Below are 19,102 nucleotides of genomic sequence, written 5' to 3' on the forward strand. Positions count from 1 at the left end.
GCGGAGCGCAAGGCGCAACGGGGTTGAGGCGCCCGCAACGGGGTTGAGCCGCCCGGCGCCCGCCAGTCGGTGCAGCGCTACGACGTCGGAGCGACAGGGAGTCGTCGGCGCGCGTTCCTCGGCACCACCGGCTCGGGCGGCGGCGGGGCCGGCGCGTCCCAGGGCTCCTCCACGAGCTCGAAGAGGCCGTGGTCGTACGGCACGTGCGGCGCGCGCTGGTTCATGACGAGCCGCTCGCGGAGGCCCCGCCGCTTGAGCTGCGTCACGCGGTGGTAGCAGAAGGGGTTGTTGCCGCGCTTGCCGAGCGTGCAGTGCGCGGTCCACGAGCACCCCGCGCGGCAGGCGTCCGCGTAGTAGCACGTGGCGCAGTGACCCCAGAGCTCGCTCGCGTCGCGATCGCGCGCGAACCGGACCGCCTCCGAGCGCTCCCAGATGTGCTCGAGGCCGAGCTCGCGCACGTTGCCGCCGGCATAGGGCGCGGTCGGGAGCGAGGGGCACGCCTTCACGGTGCCGTCGGACTCGATGCCGATCGCGTTGATGCCGCCGCGACAGCCGCGCCAGTGGGCTTCCCCGCCGCCAGGCCTCGAGCGCAGGAGCTGCTCGTGCGGGCCGAAGTAGCCGATGTTGTTGTTCGCGAACACGTTGAACGGGACGCCCGACACGTGCGTCTCGAGCGCCTCCCGCTGGATGGCGGCGAGGGTGTCGATGACCTCGACGACGCGCCACGGCTCGAGGATCCACTCGGGATGGTCGGCCGCGCGCCCCATCGGCACGGTGAGCTGCACCTGCCAGGTCTGGATGCCGTGCGCGCGCAGCTCGGCGCACGTCTCGCGCAAGAGGTGCGCGTTGAGGCGGTTGATCTGCGTGTTGGCGGTCGTGATCAGCCCGGCGGCGCGGCCGTTGTCGAGCGCCCGGATGGCGGCCGCGTGGCTGCCGACGTTGCCGCGCAGCTCGTCGTGGACGTGCGCCGGCCCGTCGATCGACACCCCGAGCCCGGTGAGCCCCGCGGCGCGGAGCGCGTTCGCCCGCTCGATCGTGAAGGCTCGCCCGCCCGTCTGCATGATGACGCGGATGCCGCTGCGCGCGAAGCACGCGATGATCTCGGCGAGATCGTCGCGCAGGTACGCCTCGCCGCCGATGAGCGCGATCTCGCGGCAGCCCAGCCGCACGAGGCTCGCGGCGACCTCGAGCACCTCCTCGGTCGAGAGCTCCGCGTCGCGCGCGGCGCCGGCGCGCGACCCGCAGTGCTGGCACGGCTGGTCGCACCTCATCGTGAGCTCCCAGACCGCGTAGATCGGCTTCGCCTCCAGGAGGTCCGCGGGCATGAGCGCGCGGACGGGGATCTCGGTCGGCTCGATCATCGGCTCACTCCCCCGCGCTCCCCCCGCCGGCCGCGGGGCCGCCGCCAGCCCCGCCCGCGCCGCCGGAGCCGCCGACCGACGGGTCCTCGCCGCCAGCCCCGCCCGCGCCGCCGGAGCCGCCGAAGCCCCCCGTCCCGGTCGCGGTGACCGAGGGGCCGCCTCCGTACGCCGAACCGATGTTGATGTCGCCGCCGAAGCCCCCCGTCCCTGTCGCGGTGACCGAGGGGCCGCCTCCGTACGCCGCACCGACGTTGATGTCGCCGCCGAAGCCCCCTGTCCCGGTCGTGCTGACCGAAGGGCCGCCTCCGTAGGCCCCACCGACGTTGATGTCGCCACCCCAGCTCGAGCTGCTGGAGCTGCCTTGGTCTCGCTGGTCGATGACCTCGGCGGTGCAGGCAAGCGGCTGGAGCAAGGCGGCCGTCAGGCCCATGAGCACGGCGACGTTCGTGCGCGGGACGGCGCCGTCCGCCGTGCGCATGGCCGCGCCGCAGTGCGGGCACTCGCTCTCGTTCGGGCGCGCGTGGCAACCGCAGGAGCTACAAGGGACGAGCGTGGGAAAGGGGACAGGCACGGGGAAGTCCTTTCGCGTCGAGGCTGGCGCCTCGCTCCCGCGCCAAGCAATTCGCGAGCCCTCCTCGCCACGACACGGAACCACGCGAAATCATGACAAAATTTGCCAGGTCAGCGCTCCACCCGAGGGAGCCGCCTGGCACAACCCGGCATGCGCTCGGCGCAGGTCGGCATACCCGCGATCCGGTGCCCGGGGACGACGCATCGCTGGATGCATGCGTCAGGGAGCCCCGTCGCCACACGCCTCCAGGCGCTGCTCGAAGAAGCGTCGTTCCATCGCGTTGCGCGCGAGCGAGAGCGCTGACCGGAAGTGCTGGGCCGCGACCTCGCGCTCGCCGCGACGGAGCTCGAGCTCGCCGAGCGCGGCGAAATAGAAAGGATACGCGGAGAGCCGCGCCCTGCCCTCGATCGCGCCGATCTCCTGGAGACCGCGCTCCGGGCCCTCGTGCTGCGCGACGGCGATGGCGCGGTTGAGGGCGACGACCGGGGAAGGACGGATCGCCATCAGCGTGTCGTAGAGCGTGACGATGGTCTCCCAGCTCGTGTCCTCCGCGCGCGCCGCGCTGGCGTGGACCGACGCGATGGCGGCCTCGACGTGGTACTCCGTCAGCTCGGGGCCCGTGGCCGAGAGGTCGAGGAGCCGCTGGCCCTCGGCCGCGAGCGCGCGGTCCCAGCGCGAGCGGTCCTGGTGGAACAGCGAGCTCAGGTGGCCGGAGGCGTCGACGCGCGCCGGGAGGCGCGCCGCGTGCAGGCACATCAGCGCGGCGAGGGCGTGCGTGGCGGGCGTCGACGAGAGGGGGTGCTGGACGAGGAGCGCCGCGAGGTGCATCGCCTCGCGGCAGAGCTCCGCCCGCACCGCCTCCCGGGCGCACGCGCCGTGGTAGCCCTCGTTGAAGAGCAGGTAGAGCGCGCGCTGGACGGCCGAGAGGCGGGCGGAGAACTCGTCGTCCGTGAGCTCGAACAGCCGCGCCGAGCCCGCGAGCACCTTCTTCGCCCGCGAGATGCGCTTCTCGATCGCCGCCTCGGTGCAGAGGAACGCGGCCGCGACCTCGCTCGCGCTGAAGCCGCAGAGGACGTGGAGCACGAGCGCGACCTGCGCCTCCTCGGGCAGCCGGGGGTGGCAGCACGAGAACATCATCCGGAGCTGATCGTCGCGGATCGCGGCCGCGCCGAAGAGCTCGTCGACCGCGGGGGCGAGCGGGCGCTCGTCCTCGAAGAGCCGGGTGAGCTCGGGCGCGAAGGTGCGCGCGGTCCGCTCCCGCCGCAGGGCGTCGAGCGCGCGGTGCTTCGCCGTGGCCATGAGCCACGCGGCGGGGTTCTCCGGCGCGCCCTGGAACTTCCACACCTCGAGCGCGCGGCAGAGGGCGTCCTGCACGACGTCCTCTGCCAGCGCGAGGTTGTGGACCCCGAAGACGCGCGTCAGCGTGGCCAGCATGCGGCCGGCCTCGCGCCGGAAGATCGGCTCGACGGGCTCCACTACAGGGTGAGCTTCATGATCGGGCGCACCTCGACGGCGCCTCCGGCGTCGAGGATGGGGCAGCCCTTCGAGAGCTCGACCGCATGCGCGAGGTCCTCGGCCTCGACGATCGTGTAGCCGCCGATCACGTCCTTGGCCTCGGCGAACGGCCCGTCGACGACCGCCCTCTGCTTGCCCTCCACGAACTTGCCGGTGCGCTCGAGGGGGTGGCCGGGGTTCTTGAGGTGCCCCTTCTCGCCGAGCTCCTTCATCCACGCGGACCATTTCTGCATGCGCTGCTGCATCTCCGCCGGGGAGGTCGTCCAGTCTTTGCCGCGGTACAGGAAAACGAACTCGCTCATGATCTGTCTCCTTGTCAGGTGCTTCGCCCCTCCGACGTTCGAGGGGCGCCGCGCCGGACACTTTTCTTCTGCTCGCGAGCGATCGGCAGACGCCGCGGAGGGAGGCCGGGCGCCGGGGCAAGACCGGGGAAGAAGAAGCGCCGTCAGCCCGCCGTGGCGGCCTGCTGCGACTGGGCGCGCGCGCGGAGGCGCTGCCTGGCGGAGGGGCCGCCGGGGTGGCGGACGGACGCGACGGCGCGGTCCATCGCGTCGCGCCAGTAGCGGGCGACGTCCTCGCGGTCGGTCAGGAGGGCGTCGATGGGGCCGTGGTCGGTGTCGATCTCGACGGCGAAGCCGTCGCCGCGGGGCTGCACCTGGACGGCGTGGACCTCGCCCGCGGAGATGGCGGCCCCGAGCCGCCCCTCGGGGCGCAGGTCGATCGCGCCGGTGCGGCTCACCCAGGGCGCGACGACGAAGCGGCCCGCGCCGAACGACGCGACCGGGGAGGAGCGCGCCGCGTACCGGGACGAGAACCGGGCGACGCCGAGGAACGCGTAGCCCGCGAGCGAGAGCAGCGCGGCGGCGCTGCCGACGCCGATCGCGATGCCGCTATCGCCCGCGGCGACGCTCCGCATGACCTGGATCCACAGCGCGAGCGCGAGGAGCAGCAGGGCGCCGCCGATGAGGGCGTTGCGGGTCGCGGAGCCGCGCGGGCCGTGGCTCGCGTGGTCGCGCAGGACGAAGAGCTCGCCCTCGCTCCGGATCGCGAACCGCGCCAGCGCGGCGGCCGCGAGGGCGGGCGCGGGCGCGGGCTCCGGGAGGGGGCGCGGCGCGACGGCGTCCGGCGGCTCGGTGCCGCGCGCCGTCTGGAGCGGCACGCGCAGCGCGGCCGCGAGCGGCGCCGCCACCGCCTCGACGAGCGCCTCGGCCCGCGCGGCCTCGAGGTCCCGCGCCTCGGCGATGAGCAGGCGCTGCGCCGCGGCGGCGCGGCCCGCTCCAGCGGGCGCGGGCGCGAGCGCGAGCCAGGCGGCGACGTGCGTCCGCTCGCGCGTACACGTGGGGGCGCCGCAGCACGGGCGCTGCTCCGAGGTGACCTCGACGCGCACGGCGTCGCGCGGCTCGGCCGCAGGCTCCCCTGCCCCGCCCGCGCCGTCCGCGCTGCCAGCACCGGACCGCGGCTGGCCGGCGTCCGCGAGCCGCAGGGGCGCCACCCGGAGGACGCTCGCGCCGCGCTCGAACCGGAGCCAGACGGGGTCGCGCGGGGGCGGCCCGAAGGCCGCCTCCTTGTCGCGCTGCGCCGCGCCGAGCTCGGGGGCCACGCGGAGGAGCAGCGGAGCGTCGCCCTCTGCCGAGAGGGCGCGCGCCGCGCCGGCCGGATCGCCGAGCGGATCGAGGGCCGGAGCGGAGCTGTCGGCCCCAAGGGAGCGGAGGGCGCGCGCGACCTCCGCGTCGAACGCTGCGGTGCTCGGCGCGGGCATGGCGGCACGTTTGCCCCGGCTGCGCTGGGTTGTAAAGCGGCCCCGTCCGCGAGCCAACGCCGGGCCCTCGCTGTCCGGCCTGAAGGCCCTGCCAGGTCCCACCCGCAGGAGTCCGGCAGGGGATCCCGAGAGGGATTTCAACGCAAAGGCGCAAAGGCGCAAAGGCGCAAAGGCGCAAAAAGACAATGATTTCATGCTTTTTTGCGTCTTTGCGCCTTTGCGTTGAGCTCTCTATTCCGCTCGCGAGGCAGAGCGCTGACGGATTTCTACCCCGCGTTACGAGCGCTCTGGCGGCGCCTGGGCGCCCCTCGGCGCCGGAGCCGGCGCGACAGCAGCGCGCCGAGCGCGGCGAGCGGCAGCGCACCCCGGCCGCCCGGCGAGCCGCCGCCGCCCGAGCAGGAGCAGCCGGCGTCGCTGCCGGCGTCCTCCAGGCCGCCAGCGCCAGCGCCGCTCTGCGGCCCGTCCTCGCTCCCCGGCACGGCGCCGCCCGCGCCGCCAGCGCCGGCGCCCGAGCTCGCGACGGCGGTCCCGCCGATCGGGTACAGCGCGCAGACCCCCTCGATGTCGTCGTCCTCGAGCGTGCGCGCCGACGTGCCGCCCGGGTAGAACCCCAGCATCGTCGCGCCGCGCACGTTCGTGTGGCCGAGGCCGAGGAAGTGCCCCTCTTCGTGGGTGGCGATCGACCGCACGTCGATGCAGCCGCCCTCGCCCGTGTCGTTCCAGCAGAAACCCACGTTGTTGAACACCATGTCGGCGTCGTCGATGACGCCGTCGGCATCCCAGACCGGCATCGTGATCGCGAGGATCGAGTCGGCGGCCCCGAGCTCGTCCGGCCAGACGTCGCTGATCCAGAGGAACACGTTCTTGCCGTCGTCGAAGGCGCGGCCGTCGTCCGTGTCGCCGAGGAGCTCGGTCTGCCACGCCGTGCACGCGGGGCTCGACCACGCCGCGAACCCGGCCTCGATGCCGGCCGCCGCGAAGCCGGACAGCGGCCCCGGGATCGATTTCTGGTGGATGAGATAGCGGACCGGCAGCTCGCCCCAGCGCGGGACGGCCTCGAGGTCGAGCGGCGCCCACGCGGCGGCCTCGCGGGCCCCGGCGAGCAGCGCCAGCACGGCGAGCGCCGCGACGCGGGCGATCGCGGCCCTGGTGCGTCGCTTCATCCCCCCATCATCGGCTCATCGGCCCTGCGGCACCACCTCGAGCTCCTCGGGGGCCTCGCCCCCCTCGAGGGGCACGCTCACCTCCACCCCCTCGTGGACCGGCAGGGACGCCGGGATCGGCCAGGCGCGCGGCGTCCGACCCTCGCCGGCGGCGGCCTCGCGCAGCGTGACGCCGCGCACCGGGGTGACGCCGCCGTTGAAGAGGCACGCGCGCAGCCGCCCCTCCTCCGCCGTCACCGAGCACGGGATGACGTCGGCCGTCGCGCGCCGGATCCGCTCGAGCTTCGCCTGCTCCAGGGGCGGGGCGGGCAGGAGCGACACGAGCGCGTCGCGGGCGCGCGGGTCGCGGAGCCAGGCGAGCATCATCGCGGCGTGGATGCGCACGACGCGGTAACGCGCGCGCGTGAGCTGGAAGAAGGCGTCGGGCGAGGCCACCCCGGTCTCGCCGTCGAGCATGCCCGTCACGCCGGGCTCGATCTTCACCTCCGTGCCGGGCGCCTCGACGTGCCACTTCACCGCGCGCCCCGGCAGGAGCGCGCCCTCCCAGAACAGCCCGCGCTCGGTGATCCCGGCGCGCTCGCCGCGGTGATCGCGCCGCGCGAACGTGAGCAACACGCGGAAGTCGCTGACGGACGCGCCGCTGTTGTTGACGACCGCGAGCTCGAAGTCGTAGCGACCGCGCGCCGGCCGCGGCCTGGGCGTGCCGGCGTCGGCCGGCGCCGCGCCGGCGTCGGCGGGCCCCTCGCCGGCGTCGCCGCGCTCGGCGTCGTCCGCGTCGGCGGCGCGCCGCCGCGCGCGCCGCCTCGGGCGGGGCTCGTCGTCCCCGTCGCCCTCGCGGTCCCGCACGAGGATCGGCGCGATCACCCCCGCGCCGTCGTCCGGGCCGGTCGACCCGAGCACGCTGAGGATCGGCACCCCGTCCCGCCAGAGCGGCGAGTCGGCGCGGTCGCACAGGCAGTGCGGGAACTCCGGCTCGGCGCGCTCGCGGGCCTCGCTCGCGAGCACCGCGGCGGTGGCCCCGCGGGCCGCCTGCCCGACGCCGCGCGCCGCCCGCCGCTCCGCCGGGGGGAGGTCCCGGGGCGCCGCGAACCGCTGCACGAACGCCATCGTCGCCACGATGCCGACCACCGCGAGCACCGCGGGCACGAGCACGCGGGCCCGGAGCGGGAGCGCGTCGAGGCCCTCCTCGGCGCCGCGCGGCGGCGCGGGCGGCGCGCCGAGCGGCGTCGGCCGGGGCGCGAACACGGCCGCGGCTGGCGCGCCGGGGTCCGAGGCGGCGAGCCGGTCGGCCGCGAAGCCCATGCGGCGAGACAGCTCCGCGACGAGCGCGTCGCGCAGGCGGTCCGAGGGCGGCCCTCCCCAGGTCGCGAGCCGCGCGGCGAAGCGCAGCCCGAGCCAGGTCGCGAGCGCGACGAGCAGCGCGAGCGACGCGGTGCCGAGCGGGCCGCTCGCGAGGTAGTCCGGCGACAGGGCCGCCGCGAGCACGCCGACCGGCGCCGGCGCGATCCAGCTCGCCAGGCGGGCGCGGAGGCGCGCGCGGTACGCGCTCTCCATCGCCTCCATCGCCGCCGGCGAGAACACGCCGGGCACGCCGGGGAGATCGCCCTCGAAGCGCGCCAGGACGAAGCAGTTGTGCGGCGAGCACGCGGACGGGTCGAGGGCGACGCAGAGGGCCTTGCCGCGCCGGAAGAGCCCGCGGACGGCGGTGTACGGCACCCCGAACCGGACCGGCGCGGCCACGGCGCCCAGGGCGAACCCCTCGGCGTAGCCGGCGACGCGCACCAGCTCCACCTCGAGCTCCGTCTCGGCGCAGGTGAAGCGCACCGCACCGACGGCATTGGCGCCGCCCTCGGCGATCGCCAGGGCGGCGACGGAGAACGCGCGAGCCAAGGTGGGCGCACCCTAACCGCGCGGGCCGGAGCGCTGCAACGGAAACCCGGCCCCGCCGGAGGAGCCGGACGCGGCGGGTGACCGTTGATCGCCCCGCGCGGGGTGCGTAAGACGTGGCGCCATGAAGCCTCTTCGAAACGTCCTCCTCGCCCTCTCCTGCGCTGTCGTCCTCGGCCCGGTCGCGGGCTGCGAGGACAAGGTCCCCGAGCCGGACCTGCCGCCGGGCAGCGCCATCCCGGTGGTGAAGCCGGCCGAGCCGGAGCCGGCCGACATGATCAAGGAAGACCTCGTCGTGGGCACCGGCCCGGAGGCGAAGGACGGCGACAGGGTCCGCGTCCACTACACGGGGCGCCTCCTGAAGAACAACGCCGAGTTCGACTCGTCCGTCGGCCGGGAGCCGTTCGAGTTCAGGCTCGGCAACACGGAGGTCATCAAGGGCTGGGACGAGGGCGTCGTCGGGATGAAGGTGGGCGGCAAGCGCAAGCTGACGATCCCGTCGCGCCTCGCCTACGGCGAGTCGGGCAGCCCGCCGAAGATCCCGGGCAAGGCGACGCTCGTCTTCGACATCGAGCTGCTCGGCATCCTCGACTCGGCGAACGGCGAGGCCGCCGCGGCCGACAAGGGCGGGAAGGCCGCGACCGACAAGGCGGCCAAGCCCGCGGCCGACAAGGCGGCCAAGCCGGAAGCGGCCAAGGCGGCCAAGCCCGCCGCCGCGCCGGCCGAGAAGAAGGAGGCGCCGGCGGAGGCGAAGTGAGCCGCCGCGGCGCCGGTCCCGCCGGACGGCGCCGCGCCCGACGGGGCCGCGCGGGAGGGCGCCGCGCTCAGACGACGCGCGCGAGCGCCTCGAGGAAGATCTCGTAGACCTCGAGCGGGTACTCGCCCATGTGGAAGATCCGGAAGAGCTGGCCGGAGAGCTTCCCCTGGGCCGCGTAGATCTCGAACACGTGGCCGTCGACGGGGTCGCTGGCGAGCCGGGCCGCCATCTCGTCATACGTCCTGCGCTCAGGGATGTGCAGCGCCGTCCCGATCGACTGGAGCGGCATGTTCTCCCAGCGCGCGATCGTGAGCCCGAGCCGCTCGTAGCCCGGCCGCAGGATCGCGCAGCGCGCCTGGTACACGGCGTGGCGCCCGGCGACGCCGCCGGTCGCGGCGAGGTGGTCGAGCGCCGCGATCACCTGGCACAGGCTCATCGGATCGATCGTATACGGGTGCGCGCCGCCCTGCTGGGCGCGCCAGGTCTTGTAGAGCTCCAGGCTCGGGACGCGGGCGGGGATCCGCTCCATCTCGGCGAGCAGGTCCTTGCGGACGAGCGCCATGGTCAGGTTCGGGTGGCTGTGGAGGCCCTTGTTGCAGGAGCCCATGACGGCCGCGATGCCGGAGCCCTCGAGCGCCATGGGCTCGACGAAGAGCGCGCTGATCCCGTCGACGAGGAGCTTCTTGCCGTACTTGCGGGCGAGCGCGCCGACCTCGGGCACGGGGTTCAGCGTGCACGTCGAGGTGCCCCCGTGGACGATCGCCACCGCGTCGGCCTCGTCCGCGGCGAGGACCGCCTCGATCCGCGCGAGGTCCGGTCGCTCGCCGTAAGGCAGGCACATGTCGACCACGGGCTGGCCGAGCGTCGCGGCGTACTCGAAGATCCGGTCGCCGTAGGCGCCGTTCCGGACGACGAGGAGCCGCTCGTCGCGGCGCAGGCAGGAGCCGAGCACGGCGGCCATGGCGGTAGAGCCCGAGCCCGTGAGGAGGATCGCCTCGTAGCCGGGCGCGTCGAGGGCCTCGACGATGCCGCGCCGGGCCCGGTCGAGCAGCGGCCGGAGCCGGGGGCCGCGCGGCACGATCGGGCTCTGTCCGTAGGTGCGCGAGACCTGGTTCACCGCGTCGGGCAGGTGGAACACCGCCGGCGTGAGCGAGACGACGCGTGGCGTGACGGAGGCGACCATGCCGCGAGGTGTAGCCCGGAACGCGCGCGCGGCGCAGCGCCGATCGCGCTACGCCCAGCGGACCTGCCGCAGGTCGTCCCAGACGTCGCGCGCGCAGTAGTAGCGGTAGGCGTCGCGGCGGCGCAGCAGCTTGGCGATCACCTGGCTGAGCGGCGTGCCGAGCGCCTCGGCCTTCTGCCGCGGCGTGCCCTCGGCGATCTGGCGCGTGATCTCCTCGTACGAGGCGTTCACGTCGATGGCCGGCTGGCCGGTGTGCATCTGGTACATGAGCAGCCCGAGCTGGTAGAGGTCGCTCTGCGTCGTCGTGTAGCCGGCCGTCACGAGCTCGGGCACGAGGATCTTCGGGTTCGCGACCTGCGGGCGGAACCAGCGGGTCACGCCGTCGAGCTGGTGGGCGACGCCGAAGTCGGTGAGCTTGACGATCGGCTTGTGGTCGAGCTGGGAGATGAGGACGTTGCCCGCGTGCAGGTCGGCGTGCACGACGCCGTTGTCGTGCAGGTACTGCAGCGTCATCAAGAGCTGGCGCGCGAGCTCGAGGAGCAGCGGCGGCTGGAACGGGGTGCCGAGCAGCGCTCGGAGGCTCGTGTCGCACCGCTCGAGCGCCAGGTAGAAGAGGTAGTTCACCTCGAAGGCGTCGTGGATGTAGACGATGTTCGGGTGGCGGAAGCTCTCCAGGCGGAGCATCTCGCGCGACCACTCCTCCTTGACGACCTGGTAGGGCTTGTTGGCCGGCCGCAGCATCTTCAGGGCGTACACCTGATCGAACGGCCCGCTGCACTCGTAGACCGAGCCGTACTGGCCGTCGCCGATGAGCGCCCCGATGACGTACGTCCCCCGGGTGGAGGTCAGCGCTGAGCCCGGAATCGGAAACGGGATCAGGAAGCTGCCAGTGGAGGACCAGGTCACGGCAGGGCCATCGTAACCGAAAACGTCCGCGGCCGTTCACCCCGCGGCGCGCGGGCCGGGACGCGGGGCGCGACCAGAGCCGCCCGCGCGGCGCGCGCTGTGCCCCTGGGCCGAGTCACACGAGCGCCCCGGGCGCGACGCGCCGGGGGCGGCCGGACGCTCATGAAGCGGCGAGCCTCCGCACGACCTCCGCGGCCTCGGTCTGGTCGAGCTCGAGCGCGGCGGCGACGTCGAGCAGGAGCTCGCGCTCGCTGGTCCTGACGATCCCGTCGGCGACGACGACCTGGGCGGCCAGGGAGAAGGCGACCTTCCGGGCCTGCGGGCTGGGGAGCCGCTCCTTGAGCGACGCGAGCCGGGCGGCGCGGCCCTCCTTCTGGAGCTGCGTCACGACCGTCTGGATGAGCTCGTCCATCGTGCTCTGGGGGATCCGGCGGTCCGTGAGCGACTCCACGCTCCGGAAGAAATGCAGCTTCTCCTCCTGGCTGAACTCGCCGTCGGCGAAGGCCGCGAGGAACATCAGCTCGATCAGCGCCTCGAGGTTGGGCTCGTCGAGCGTCTTGAGCGGAGGAGGGCTCATCTGGGGCATCGGATCCGTCTACACCGGGGCCCGGCGCGGGACCAGCCCCGGAGCGGGCTCGGGCGCCGCGGGCGGACGCGTCCCGGGGCGGGCATTGGGAGAGCGCGGCCGGTGTGTCATGAGTTCGAGCATGCACGTGCGCGAACTCGCCCAGGCGCTCCTCGTCGCGCTCTTCCTCGGCGGCTGCGGCGGCGCGGCCGCGCCCGCGCCGCGCCACGCCGCGGCGGGCGCCCGGCCTGCCCCCGCCGCGGCGCCGCGCGCGGAGGCGCCGGCCGAACCAGCCCCGCCGCCGCTGCGGCTGCCGTGCGAGGGCGACGATCTCGTCGGCTGCACGAACGGCTGCGCCGATCACCAGATCGAGGACTGCGTGACGCTGGGCTCGATGTACCTGGGCGGCGCGATCGTCTCGATGGACGTGGAGCGCGCGGTGGGGCTGTTCAAGGAGGCGTGCGTCGAGGGGAGCGCGCGCGGGTGCCTGCGGCTCGGCGACGCGTACCACGATCGGCTCGCGCGCGCGGACGCGTCGGGCGGGGCGGAGGGCGCGGGCGGGGCGGACGAGGCGGCGCTCTACTGGCACGTGCGCGCGTGCCACGCGGGCGCGAACCTCGGCTGCCTCGCGGCCGGCAGGGCCTACCTCCAGGGCCAGGGCGCCAGCGCCGACCCGGGGCGCGCGGCGGCGCTGTTCCGGCGCGTCTGCGAGCGCGGCAACGCTCCGGCCTGCGTCGAGCTCGGGCACCTCCACGCGAAGGGCGAGGGCGTGGAGCGCGACGGCGCGAAGGCGGTCGAGCTGTTCACGAAGGCGTGCAAGCTCGGCCTGGACGAGGGATGCCTGCTGGCGAGCCGGTCCGGCGACGTCCTGCCGCCGCGCGACTGACGCGGCCGTCAGTCGGTCCGGCGGCGCTGGGCGATGTCCAGCGCCGCCGTGATCATCGCGGTGAGCTGCGTGTCCGAGACGCTCTCGCTCGGGAGCACCACGAGCTCGGCGCCGATGCGCCGCGACAGCTCCGTGAACCCCTCGGGATCGAACGCCCGGACGTCCTGGGTCATCACGATGGCGAGCGGGTTGAGCCAGGCGGCGCTCCCGCGCAGCGACACGAGATCGCAGGCGAGCAGGTCGGCGCCCTCGACGAAGACCAGCCGGCGGCAACGCTCGGCGAGCTGCTCGCTCGCGCTCACGATCAGCACGACCGAGGCCGATGCCGTCCGCTTGCTCCGCCCCGCAGGGCGCGTCGGGAGTTCTCGCGAGCTCATCGCAGCCCCGATCAGCGAGCCATGAGCCGGCGCCCGTACGGGATGGGCGCGGAGCGCGGCGCCTGAGCTTGCGCGCGCGCCTCCTCATCGAGGGCGAGGTCCATGAGGAAGGAGCCGAGCGGCAGCCGGAAATCCCTGTCGTTCGGCCTGGTCGCGTGGAACGCGAGCAGCGAGAGCACGCTCCCGATCTGCGCCGCGGCCGGATCGTCGGACGCGGAGAAGCGATCGGCGAGCGTGCAGAGCTGGCGGAAGAGCGGGCCGCCCGGGAGCGGGCCGGGGCTGCACATGGCGAAGGTGCCGCTGCCTCGATATCCGAGCTTCCGGCGCTTCCTGGCGGGGGTACGGGAGGGGGGTACCATCGTCATGATTGCTGCCCAAGTCGCCTGCAAGAGTGGAGTTGCTCCTCGCGGGGGCTGGCCTGCCGCGGAACGCTCTCCGATTACTAAAGAGCAGCCGGAAGAGAGTCAATCGGAGAGGACGGGGCGGACCGGGAGAGCGAGAATTTCTGCGGAATCGTCCCCCGTCCGAGCAGCGCGTGGGTATAGGTCACCGCATGAAGGCAGTCGTGCTCGCCGGCGGCAAAGGCTCCCGGCTCCGCCCCTACACCGCCCTTATCCCGAAGCCGCTGATGCCGATCGGCGATCACACGATCGTCGAGATCCTCCTCCGGCAACTCGCGCGCGCCGGGGTCACCGACGTGGTGATGTGCGTCGGCCACCAGGCCGCCCTCATCGAGGCCGTCGTCGGCGAGGGGAGCCGGTACGGGCTGCGCATCTCGTACCAGCGCGAGGAGACGCCGCTCGGGACCGTGGGCCCGCTCCGCGTCATCGAGCGCGACCTGCCCGAGCGCTTCCTCGTGATGAACGGCGATATCCTGAGCGACGTCGACTTCGCGGCGCTCCACCGCACGGGCGAGGCGGCCGGCGCGCCGCTCACCGTCGCCGTGTGCGAGCGCGCGTCGAAGATCGACCTCGGCGTGCTCGACCTCGGCCCCGAGGGGCGCGTCGTCGGCTTCCGCGAGAAGCCGACGTACACGTTCTGGGTCAGCATGGGCATCTACGCGATGAGCCGCAGCGTGCTGCGCTTCATCCCGGAGGACCGGCCGTTCGGGTTCGACAACCTCATGCACGCGCTGCTCGACGCGGGCGAGCAGGTGGCCACCTTCCCCTTCCGGGGCCACTGGCTCGACATCGGCAGGAGCGACGACTTCGCCGAGGCGCAGGACGAGTTCGAGAAGAACCGGCAGCGCTACCTACCGGACTGACGCGGCGAGCGCCTCGCACACGGCGTCGACGTCGGCGTCCTGCATGCGCGGGTGCAGCGGGAGCGTGAGCTGGCGGCCCGCGATCGCGTCCGTGCGCGCGAGGCCCTCCTTGCGCACCCGGTCCGAGGCGCCGTGGTGCGAGAAGCGGTGGATCGGCGGGTAGTGCACGCTCGTCTGGACGCCGCGCGCCTTCATCGCCTCCATCACGGCCTCGCGCGAGGCGCCCTCGGGCAGGAGCACCGCCATCAGGTGGTGCGCGCTCTCCCCCACCCCGCGCGCGTAGAAATCGCGGTACGGGAGCCCGAGGCCGCGCACCCCGGCGAGGCGCTCGTGGTAGCGCGCAACGAGCGCCCGGCGCCGCGCGTTGCCGTCCGCGAGCCGGCCGAGCTGCACGAGGCCGATGGCGCTGCGGATCTCGTCGATGCGGTAGTTCATGCCCGCGTCCACGACGTCGTACGTGAACGCGTGCCCCTTGTGCCGGTCGAGGGTCATCGTCGTCATCCCGTGCGCGCGGAGGAGCCGCATGCGCGCGTGGAGCGCGTCGTCCCGCGCGATCACGGCGCCCCCCTCGCCGACCGCGAGGTTCTTGTTCGAGAAGAAGCTCAGGCACCCGATGTCCCCGATCGTGCCGAGCGCCCTGCCCCGGAAGGTCGCGAGCGGCGCGTGCGCCGCGTCCTCGACCACCGCGATCCCGCGCTCGGCCGCGATCGCGCAGATCGCGTCCATGTCGCACGGGTAGCCGGCGTAGTGGACGACCGCGATGGCCTTCGTCCTCGGCGTGATCTTGCGGGCGACGTCGGCGGGGTCGATGCCGAGGTCGCCCTCGCCCACGATGTCGGCGAGCACCACGCTGGCGCCGCAGAGGAGCGCGGCGTTGGCGGTCGCCACGAACGTGAGGCTCGGGCAGATCACCTCGTCGCCGGGGCCCACCGAGAGCGCCGTGTACGCGAGGTGCAGCGCGGCGGTGCAGTTCGTCACCGCGAGCACCCGCGGGGTGCCGAGCGCCTCGCCGAGCTTCTGCTCGAACTGCGCCGTGCGCTCCCCCATGGTCAGCCAGCCCGACGCGACGACCTGCCGCGCTGCCTCGGCCTCCTCAGGCCCGAACGAGAGATCGCTGAGAGGTATCTTCCACATGGTGTTTCATCCATCCAGCCGGCTGGCCGGTCGGTCGGTCGGTCGACGCCGCGCGCGGGTCGGCGCGGCGCGGGTCGCGCCGACGGCGGCGTCAGATTGCGTACTCGCGGGGACGGTAGTCGGCGAGGTGGCGCTCGACATAGGCGTACGTGCGCGCGAGCCCCTCCTCGAGCGACACGCGGGGCGCGTAGCCGACGAGCTCCGCGGCGCGGCGGAAGTCGGCGAGCAGCACCATCACCTCGCTGGCGTCGGGGCGCACCCGGGCCTCGTCCGTCACGAGCTCCGCGCGCTTGCCGGTCACCTCGAAGATGAGCCGGACCAGATCGCCGATGGAGATGGCGCGCCCGCTCCCGACGTTGAGCGTCTGCCCCACGGCCCGGGCGCTCGATCCGACGAGCAGGAAGCCCGCGACGGTGTCGGCCACGAAGTTGAGATCCCGCACCGGCGCGGTGCTCCCGATCCGGAGCGCGGCGCTGCCGGCGGCGAGCTGCTGCATCACGCTCGGGATGATCGCGCGCGACGACTGCCGCGGGCCGTAGGTGTTGAACGGCCTGATCGTCGCGACCTCGAGCCCGAACGAGAGGTGGTAGCTCTCGGCGAGCTTGTCGGCGCCGATCTTGGTGGCCGAGTACGGGGACTGCCCGGTCAGCGGGTGGGCCTCGTCGATCGGCGTGTAGCGCGCGGTGCCGTAGGTCTCGCTGGTCGAGGTGTGGACCACGCGCGCGCCGTGCTCGCGCGCCGCCTCGAGGACGTTCAGCGTGCCCTGCACGTTCGTCGCGACGTACTGCTGCGGGGCCACGTACGAGTAGGGGATCCCGATGAGGGCCGCGAGGTGGAAGACGACGTCGGCGCCGCGCACGAGCGACCGGACCGCGCCCGCGTCCTCCACGTTGCCGGGGACGACCTCCACGCCCGCGAGGGCGTCCTCGGGGAGCCGGTCGAGGTGCCCGCGCCGCGAGCCCGAGGTGTACCGGACGAGCGCCCGCACGCGCGCGCCTTCCCGGACCAGCGCCTCGACGAGGTGGCTGCCGATGAACCCGCCGGCGCCGGTCACCACGACGCTCTTGCCGCGATAAAAGCCTTCGCTCACGGCCGCGTGCGTGGCCCCTGCCGGTTCGCGCGTCAAGCGCGTAGCGACGCGGCGCGCAGGTTTGCGCCCGGCGGCGCCGGCCGACGCGCGGCGCCGCCCGGACCGCAGCGCAGGCCGGACCGCGGCGCGGCCGGGCGGCGCGGCGCACGGCCGGGCGGCGTGGCCGCGATCACTGGATCTGGATCTGGTCGGTGGGCGTGTTCCCCGCCCCCTCGGGCGCGCCGAGCTCGCGGTGCACGCAGAGCCCCTGCTTGCAGTAGGACTGCGGCGGGCTCTTGCAGTCGACCTTGGGCTCCTCGCACTTGCCCGTCTTGTAGCTCTCCGCGATGGGCTTGATCTTGTCGAAGGTCGCGTTGCTGATGGGCTTCGCGCAGCCCGGCCACTCGCTCTGGCGGCAGTCGGCGTCCGTGTTGCAGTGCTGCGCCTTGTTCACCATCTCGAAGGCGTCGCCGCGGAGCTTGTCGCACTCCTTGGGCTCCATCTTGCTGTCACAGCCGGCGAGCAGCGCGAGCAGGACGAGGCCTCCGGCGAGGCGGAACGGGGTTCGAGATCGGGAGGAGGCCGTTCCAGGCCGCCCCCGTCGAGGAGCACACGCGATCATTCAGGGTTCTCCCGGTCAAGGTCGCCCTTCCGCGCCGGAAGGGCGGCGGCTTGCGCCGGGCCCCTTCGTATCACGGCTGGATTCGGACGCGCATCTGGCGTAGCCCGTCGGCATGGAAGGTCCGCGAGAAGGCTCCGGGGCCGGCGGCTCCGGAAACGGCCGCGCCGGCGTCGCTGCCCGCAATTCCCTGCGCGTGCTCACGCTGAACATCTGGAACCGCCACGATCCGTGGGAGGCGCGCCTCGGCCTCATCCGGAAGGGCGTCCGCGAGCTCGCGCCCGACATCGTCGGGCTCCAGGAGGTGATGTCCTACGAGGGCCGGTCGCTGGCCGACGACATCGCCGAGGGGCTCGGCTACGAGGTCGCCTTCGGCCCCGCGCACGAGCTCGGCGGCGGCGTGCTCTTCGGCAACGCCGTGCTGTCGCGCTGGCCGGTCGCGCGGAGCCAGGCGTTCCCGCTGCCCACGGGCGAGACCGACGAGAAGCGCGCGATCCTGCTCGCGGAGCTCGTGTCGCCGCACGGCGTGCTCCCGTTCTTCGTCACCCACCTGAACTGGAAGTTCCACCACGGCGCCGTGCGCGAGGCGCAGGTCGCCGCCGTGGCCGAGATCGTCCTGCGCGAGGCGCCGATGGAGGGGCTGCCGCCCGTGGTCGTCGGCGACTTCAACGCGCAGCCCGAGGCCACGGAGATCCGGTTCATGAAGGGGCTGCACGCCCTGAACCAGAAGAGCGTGTATTTCGCCGACACGTTCGACCAGACGGGCACGGGCCCGGGGTTCACGTTCGATCCCGTGCGGAACCCGTTCGCGGCGGTCACGAACGAGTACCCGCGCCGCATCGACTACATCTTCGTGCGCGGCCCGGACAAGCAGGGGCGGGGCAAGCCGCTCGCGTCGCGGGTCGTCTTCGAGGAGCTGGAGGACGGCGTCGCCGCCTCGGATCACTACGGGGTGCTGTCGGAGATCTCGATGTAGGAGCCTGCCCGGCGGGCTCGTCCGCGGTCGCCGTCGACCTTGCCGGGCTTCCGGGTCGCCCTCCCCGGCTTTCTCGAGGGCGCCCTGTTCACGTGTACACTGGCTGCATGTCGTCTCCTCGAGCCCCGGGCGGCGGCCCGCCGAGCCCGCCCGACGCGCCCGACGCGCCCGACGAGCGCTCAGCTCCCTCGCCCGCCGTGCGCGTCGGCCCGGTGGTCCCCGACGCGCTGTCGCTCATCGGCGGCACGCCGCTCGTCCGCCTCGCCCGCGTCTCGCCCGAGGGGGGCGGCGTCATCTACGGCAAGCTCGAGTCGATGAACCCGGGCGGCAGCGTCAAGGACAGGGCGGCGCTCGGCATGGTGCTCTGCGCCGAGCGCGAGGGGGCCCTCAGGAAAGGGGCGACCATCGTCGAGGCGACGAGCGGCAACACGGGGATCAGCCTCGCGATGATCGCCGCCGTGCGCGGCTACCGGTGCGTCGTGGTCATGCCCGAGGACATGAGCGTCGAGCGCCGGCACATCCTCCGCGCGTACGGCGCCGAGATCGTCCTCACGCCCGAGGGCCAGGGCATGGCGGGCGCCGTCGCCCGCGCGATCGAGATCTGCGAGGCGACCCCGGGCGCCTGGATGAGCCGGCAGTTCCAGAACCCGGCGAACCCCGGCGCCCACGCGCGCGCAACCGGCCTCGAGATCCTGGCGCAGACCGGCGGCGACATCGCGGCCTTCGTCGCCGGCGTGGGCACCGGCGGCACGCTGACCGGCTGCGGGCGCGTGCTCAGGGATCGGCTCGGCGGCGCGGTCCGCATCTGCGCCGTCGAGCCCACGAAGAGCGCCGTGCTCTCGGGGCGAGGCGCCGGCCCCCACGGCATCCAGGGCCTAGGCCCCGGCTTCGTGCCGGCGATCCTCGAGCGCTCGCTCATCGACGAGATCCTCACGGTGACCGAGGCGGGCGCGTCCCGCATGGTGCGCCGGCTCGCGCGCGAAGAGGGGCTCCTCGTCGGGCCGAGCTCCGGCGCCAACGTCCACGCGGCCGTGGAGATCGCGCGCAGGGTCCAGGGGACGATCGTGACGGTGCTGCCCGACTCGGGGGAGCGCTACCTGCTCTGAGCCG

20 protein-coding genes are annotated in these 19,102 nt (G+C 74.0%); 5 read left to right on the forward strand and 15 right to left on the reverse strand.

Features of this window, described 5'->3' with window-relative positions; all coding sequences use genetic code 11:
- Positions 1–77 precede the first annotated feature (77 nt).
- From WME96_RS24535 to WME96_RS24565, 7 genes are all read right to left on the reverse strand, one after another.
- Positions 78–1,361 carry a radical SAM protein gene (locus WME96_RS24535; RefSeq protein ID WP_437284016.1) on the reverse strand — a complete coding sequence of 428 codons (1,284 nt, stop codon included), beginning with the start codon at positions 1,359–1,361 and terminating at the stop codon, positions 78–80.
- 4 nt (positions 1,362–1,365) lie between these two features.
- The gene (locus WME96_RS24540) at positions 1,366–1,839 is read right to left on the reverse strand and encodes a hypothetical protein (RefSeq protein ID WP_437284017.1); all 474 of its coding nucleotides are present in this window, start codon (positions 1,837–1,839) and stop codon (positions 1,366–1,368) included.
- Positions 1,840–2,151: 312 nt separating this feature from the next.
- Positions 2,152–3,408 (reverse strand): RNA polymerase sigma factor, encoded by a 1,257-nt coding sequence (locus WME96_RS24545; protein WP_437284018.1) that lies wholly within the window; start codon positions 3,406–3,408, stop codon positions 2,152–2,154.
- Positions 3,408–3,749 (reverse strand): YciI family protein, encoded by a 342-nt coding sequence (locus WME96_RS24550; RefSeq protein ID WP_437284019.1) that lies wholly within the window; start codon positions 3,747–3,749, stop codon positions 3,408–3,410. Before WME96_RS24550 ends, WME96_RS24545 begins: the two co-directional genes overlap by 1 nt.
- 143 nt (positions 3,750–3,892) lie before the next feature.
- Positions 3,893–5,206, reverse strand: coding sequence for a hypothetical protein (locus tag WME96_RS24555; protein ID WP_437284020.1), 1,314 nt, complete (start codon positions 5,204–5,206; stop codon positions 3,893–3,895).
- A 266-nt stretch (positions 5,207–5,472) separates the two neighbouring features.
- Complete coding sequence (locus tag WME96_RS24560) at positions 5,473–6,369, reverse strand: matrixin family metalloprotease (protein WP_437284021.1); 897 nt, start codon at positions 6,367–6,369, stop codon at positions 5,473–5,475.
- Positions 6,370–6,384: 15 nt separating this feature from the next.
- On the reverse strand, positions 6,385–8,259 hold the full coding sequence (locus WME96_RS24565) for a hypothetical protein (protein ID WP_437284022.1): 1,875 nt from the start codon (positions 8,257–8,259) through the stop codon (positions 6,385–6,387).
- Positions 8,260–8,380: 121 nt separating this feature from the next.
- On the opposite strand from WME96_RS24565, the gene WME96_RS24570 reads away from it, so the two are divergent.
- Complete coding sequence (locus WME96_RS24570; RefSeq protein WP_437284023.1) at positions 8,381–9,013, forward strand: FKBP-type peptidyl-prolyl cis-trans isomerase; 633 nt, start codon at positions 8,381–8,383, stop codon at positions 9,011–9,013.
- A 67-nt stretch (positions 9,014–9,080) separates the two neighbouring features.
- Here the strand turns inward: WME96_RS24570 and WME96_RS24575 are convergent, their stop codons facing one another.
- The 3 genes from WME96_RS24575 to WME96_RS24585 all read right to left on the reverse strand — a co-directional run bounded on the left by WME96_RS24575 (position 9,081) and on the right by WME96_RS24585 (position 11,688).
- Positions 9,081–10,196: a pyridoxal-phosphate-dependent aminotransferase family protein gene (locus tag WME96_RS24575; protein ID WP_437284024.1), complete on the reverse strand. Its 1,116-nt coding sequence runs from the start codon at positions 10,194–10,196 to the stop codon at positions 9,081–9,083.
- A gap of 48 nt (positions 10,197–10,244) precedes the next feature.
- Entirely contained in the window at positions 10,245–11,102 is an 858-nt protein-coding gene (locus WME96_RS24580) for a serine/threonine protein kinase (protein ID WP_437284025.1), read from the reverse strand.
- Positions 11,103–11,262: 160 nt separating this feature from the next.
- Positions 11,263–11,688, reverse strand: coding sequence for a tellurite resistance TerB family protein (locus WME96_RS24585; RefSeq protein WP_437284026.1), 426 nt, complete (start codon positions 11,686–11,688; stop codon positions 11,263–11,265).
- Between the two features lie 121 nt (positions 11,689–11,809).
- Between WME96_RS24585 and WME96_RS24590 the strand changes: the two genes are divergently transcribed.
- Positions 11,810–12,553 (forward strand): tetratricopeptide repeat protein, encoded by a 744-nt coding sequence (locus tag WME96_RS24590; protein ID WP_437284027.1) that lies wholly within the window; start codon positions 11,810–11,812, stop codon positions 12,551–12,553.
- An 8-nt stretch (positions 12,554–12,561) separates the two neighbouring features.
- Here WME96_RS24590 and WME96_RS24595 read toward each other — a convergent pair whose 3' ends face one another.
- Together WME96_RS24595 and WME96_RS24600 are read right to left on the reverse strand one after the other, a co-directional pair.
- Positions 12,562–12,930, reverse strand: coding sequence for a hypothetical protein (locus WME96_RS24595; RefSeq protein ID WP_433926283.1), 369 nt, complete (start codon positions 12,928–12,930; stop codon positions 12,562–12,564).
- Between the two features lie 11 nt (positions 12,931–12,941).
- Complete coding sequence (locus WME96_RS24600; RefSeq protein ID WP_437284028.1) at positions 12,942–13,289, reverse strand: hypothetical protein; 348 nt, start codon at positions 13,287–13,289, stop codon at positions 12,942–12,944.
- Between the two features lie 194 nt (positions 13,290–13,483).
- Between WME96_RS24600 and WME96_RS24605 the strand changes: the two genes are divergently transcribed.
- Positions 13,484–14,194 carry a nucleotidyltransferase family protein gene (locus tag WME96_RS24605; protein WP_437284029.1) on the forward strand — a complete coding sequence of 237 codons (711 nt, stop codon included), beginning with the start codon at positions 13,484–13,486 and terminating at the stop codon, positions 14,192–14,194.
- On the opposite strand, the gene WME96_RS24610 is transcribed toward WME96_RS24605, so the two are convergent.
- The 3 genes from WME96_RS24610 to WME96_RS24620 all read right to left on the reverse strand — a co-directional run bounded on the left by WME96_RS24610 (position 14,183) and on the right by WME96_RS24620 (position 17,019).
- Positions 14,183–15,328 carry a DegT/DnrJ/EryC1/StrS family aminotransferase gene (locus WME96_RS24610; protein WP_437284030.1) on the reverse strand — a complete coding sequence of 382 codons (1,146 nt, stop codon included), beginning with the start codon at positions 15,326–15,328 and terminating at the stop codon, positions 14,183–14,185. The two genes, WME96_RS24605 and WME96_RS24610, sit on opposite strands and share 12 nt — an antisense overlap.
- 91 nt (positions 15,329–15,419) lie before the next feature.
- A complete protein-coding gene (locus tag WME96_RS24615) occupies positions 15,420–16,418 on the reverse strand; it encodes an SDR family NAD(P)-dependent oxidoreductase (RefSeq protein WP_437284031.1) in 999 nt (332 codons plus the stop codon).
- A 169-nt stretch (positions 16,419–16,587) separates the two neighbouring features.
- A complete protein-coding gene (locus WME96_RS24620) occupies positions 16,588–17,019 on the reverse strand; it encodes a hypothetical protein (RefSeq protein ID WP_437284032.1) in 432 nt (143 codons plus the stop codon).
- A 112-nt stretch (positions 17,020–17,131) separates the two neighbouring features.
- Between WME96_RS24620 and WME96_RS24625 the strand changes: the two genes are divergently transcribed.
- A complete protein-coding gene (locus WME96_RS24625) occupies positions 17,132–17,992 on the forward strand; it encodes an endonuclease/exonuclease/phosphatase family protein (RefSeq protein WP_437284033.1) in 861 nt (286 codons plus the stop codon).
- A gap of 107 nt (positions 17,993–18,099) precedes the next feature.
- Complete coding sequence (cysK, locus tag WME96_RS24630; protein WP_437284034.1) at positions 18,100–19,098, forward strand: cysteine synthase A; 999 nt, start codon at positions 18,100–18,102, stop codon at positions 19,096–19,098.
- Positions 19,099–19,102: the final 4 nt, after the last annotated feature.

Origin of the sequence: Sorangium sp. So ce406, from assembly GCF_051474675.1 — a bacterium.
Taxonomy (GTDB): Bacteria; Myxococcota_A; Polyangia; order Polyangiales; family Polyangiaceae; genus Sorangium; species Sorangium cellulosum_G.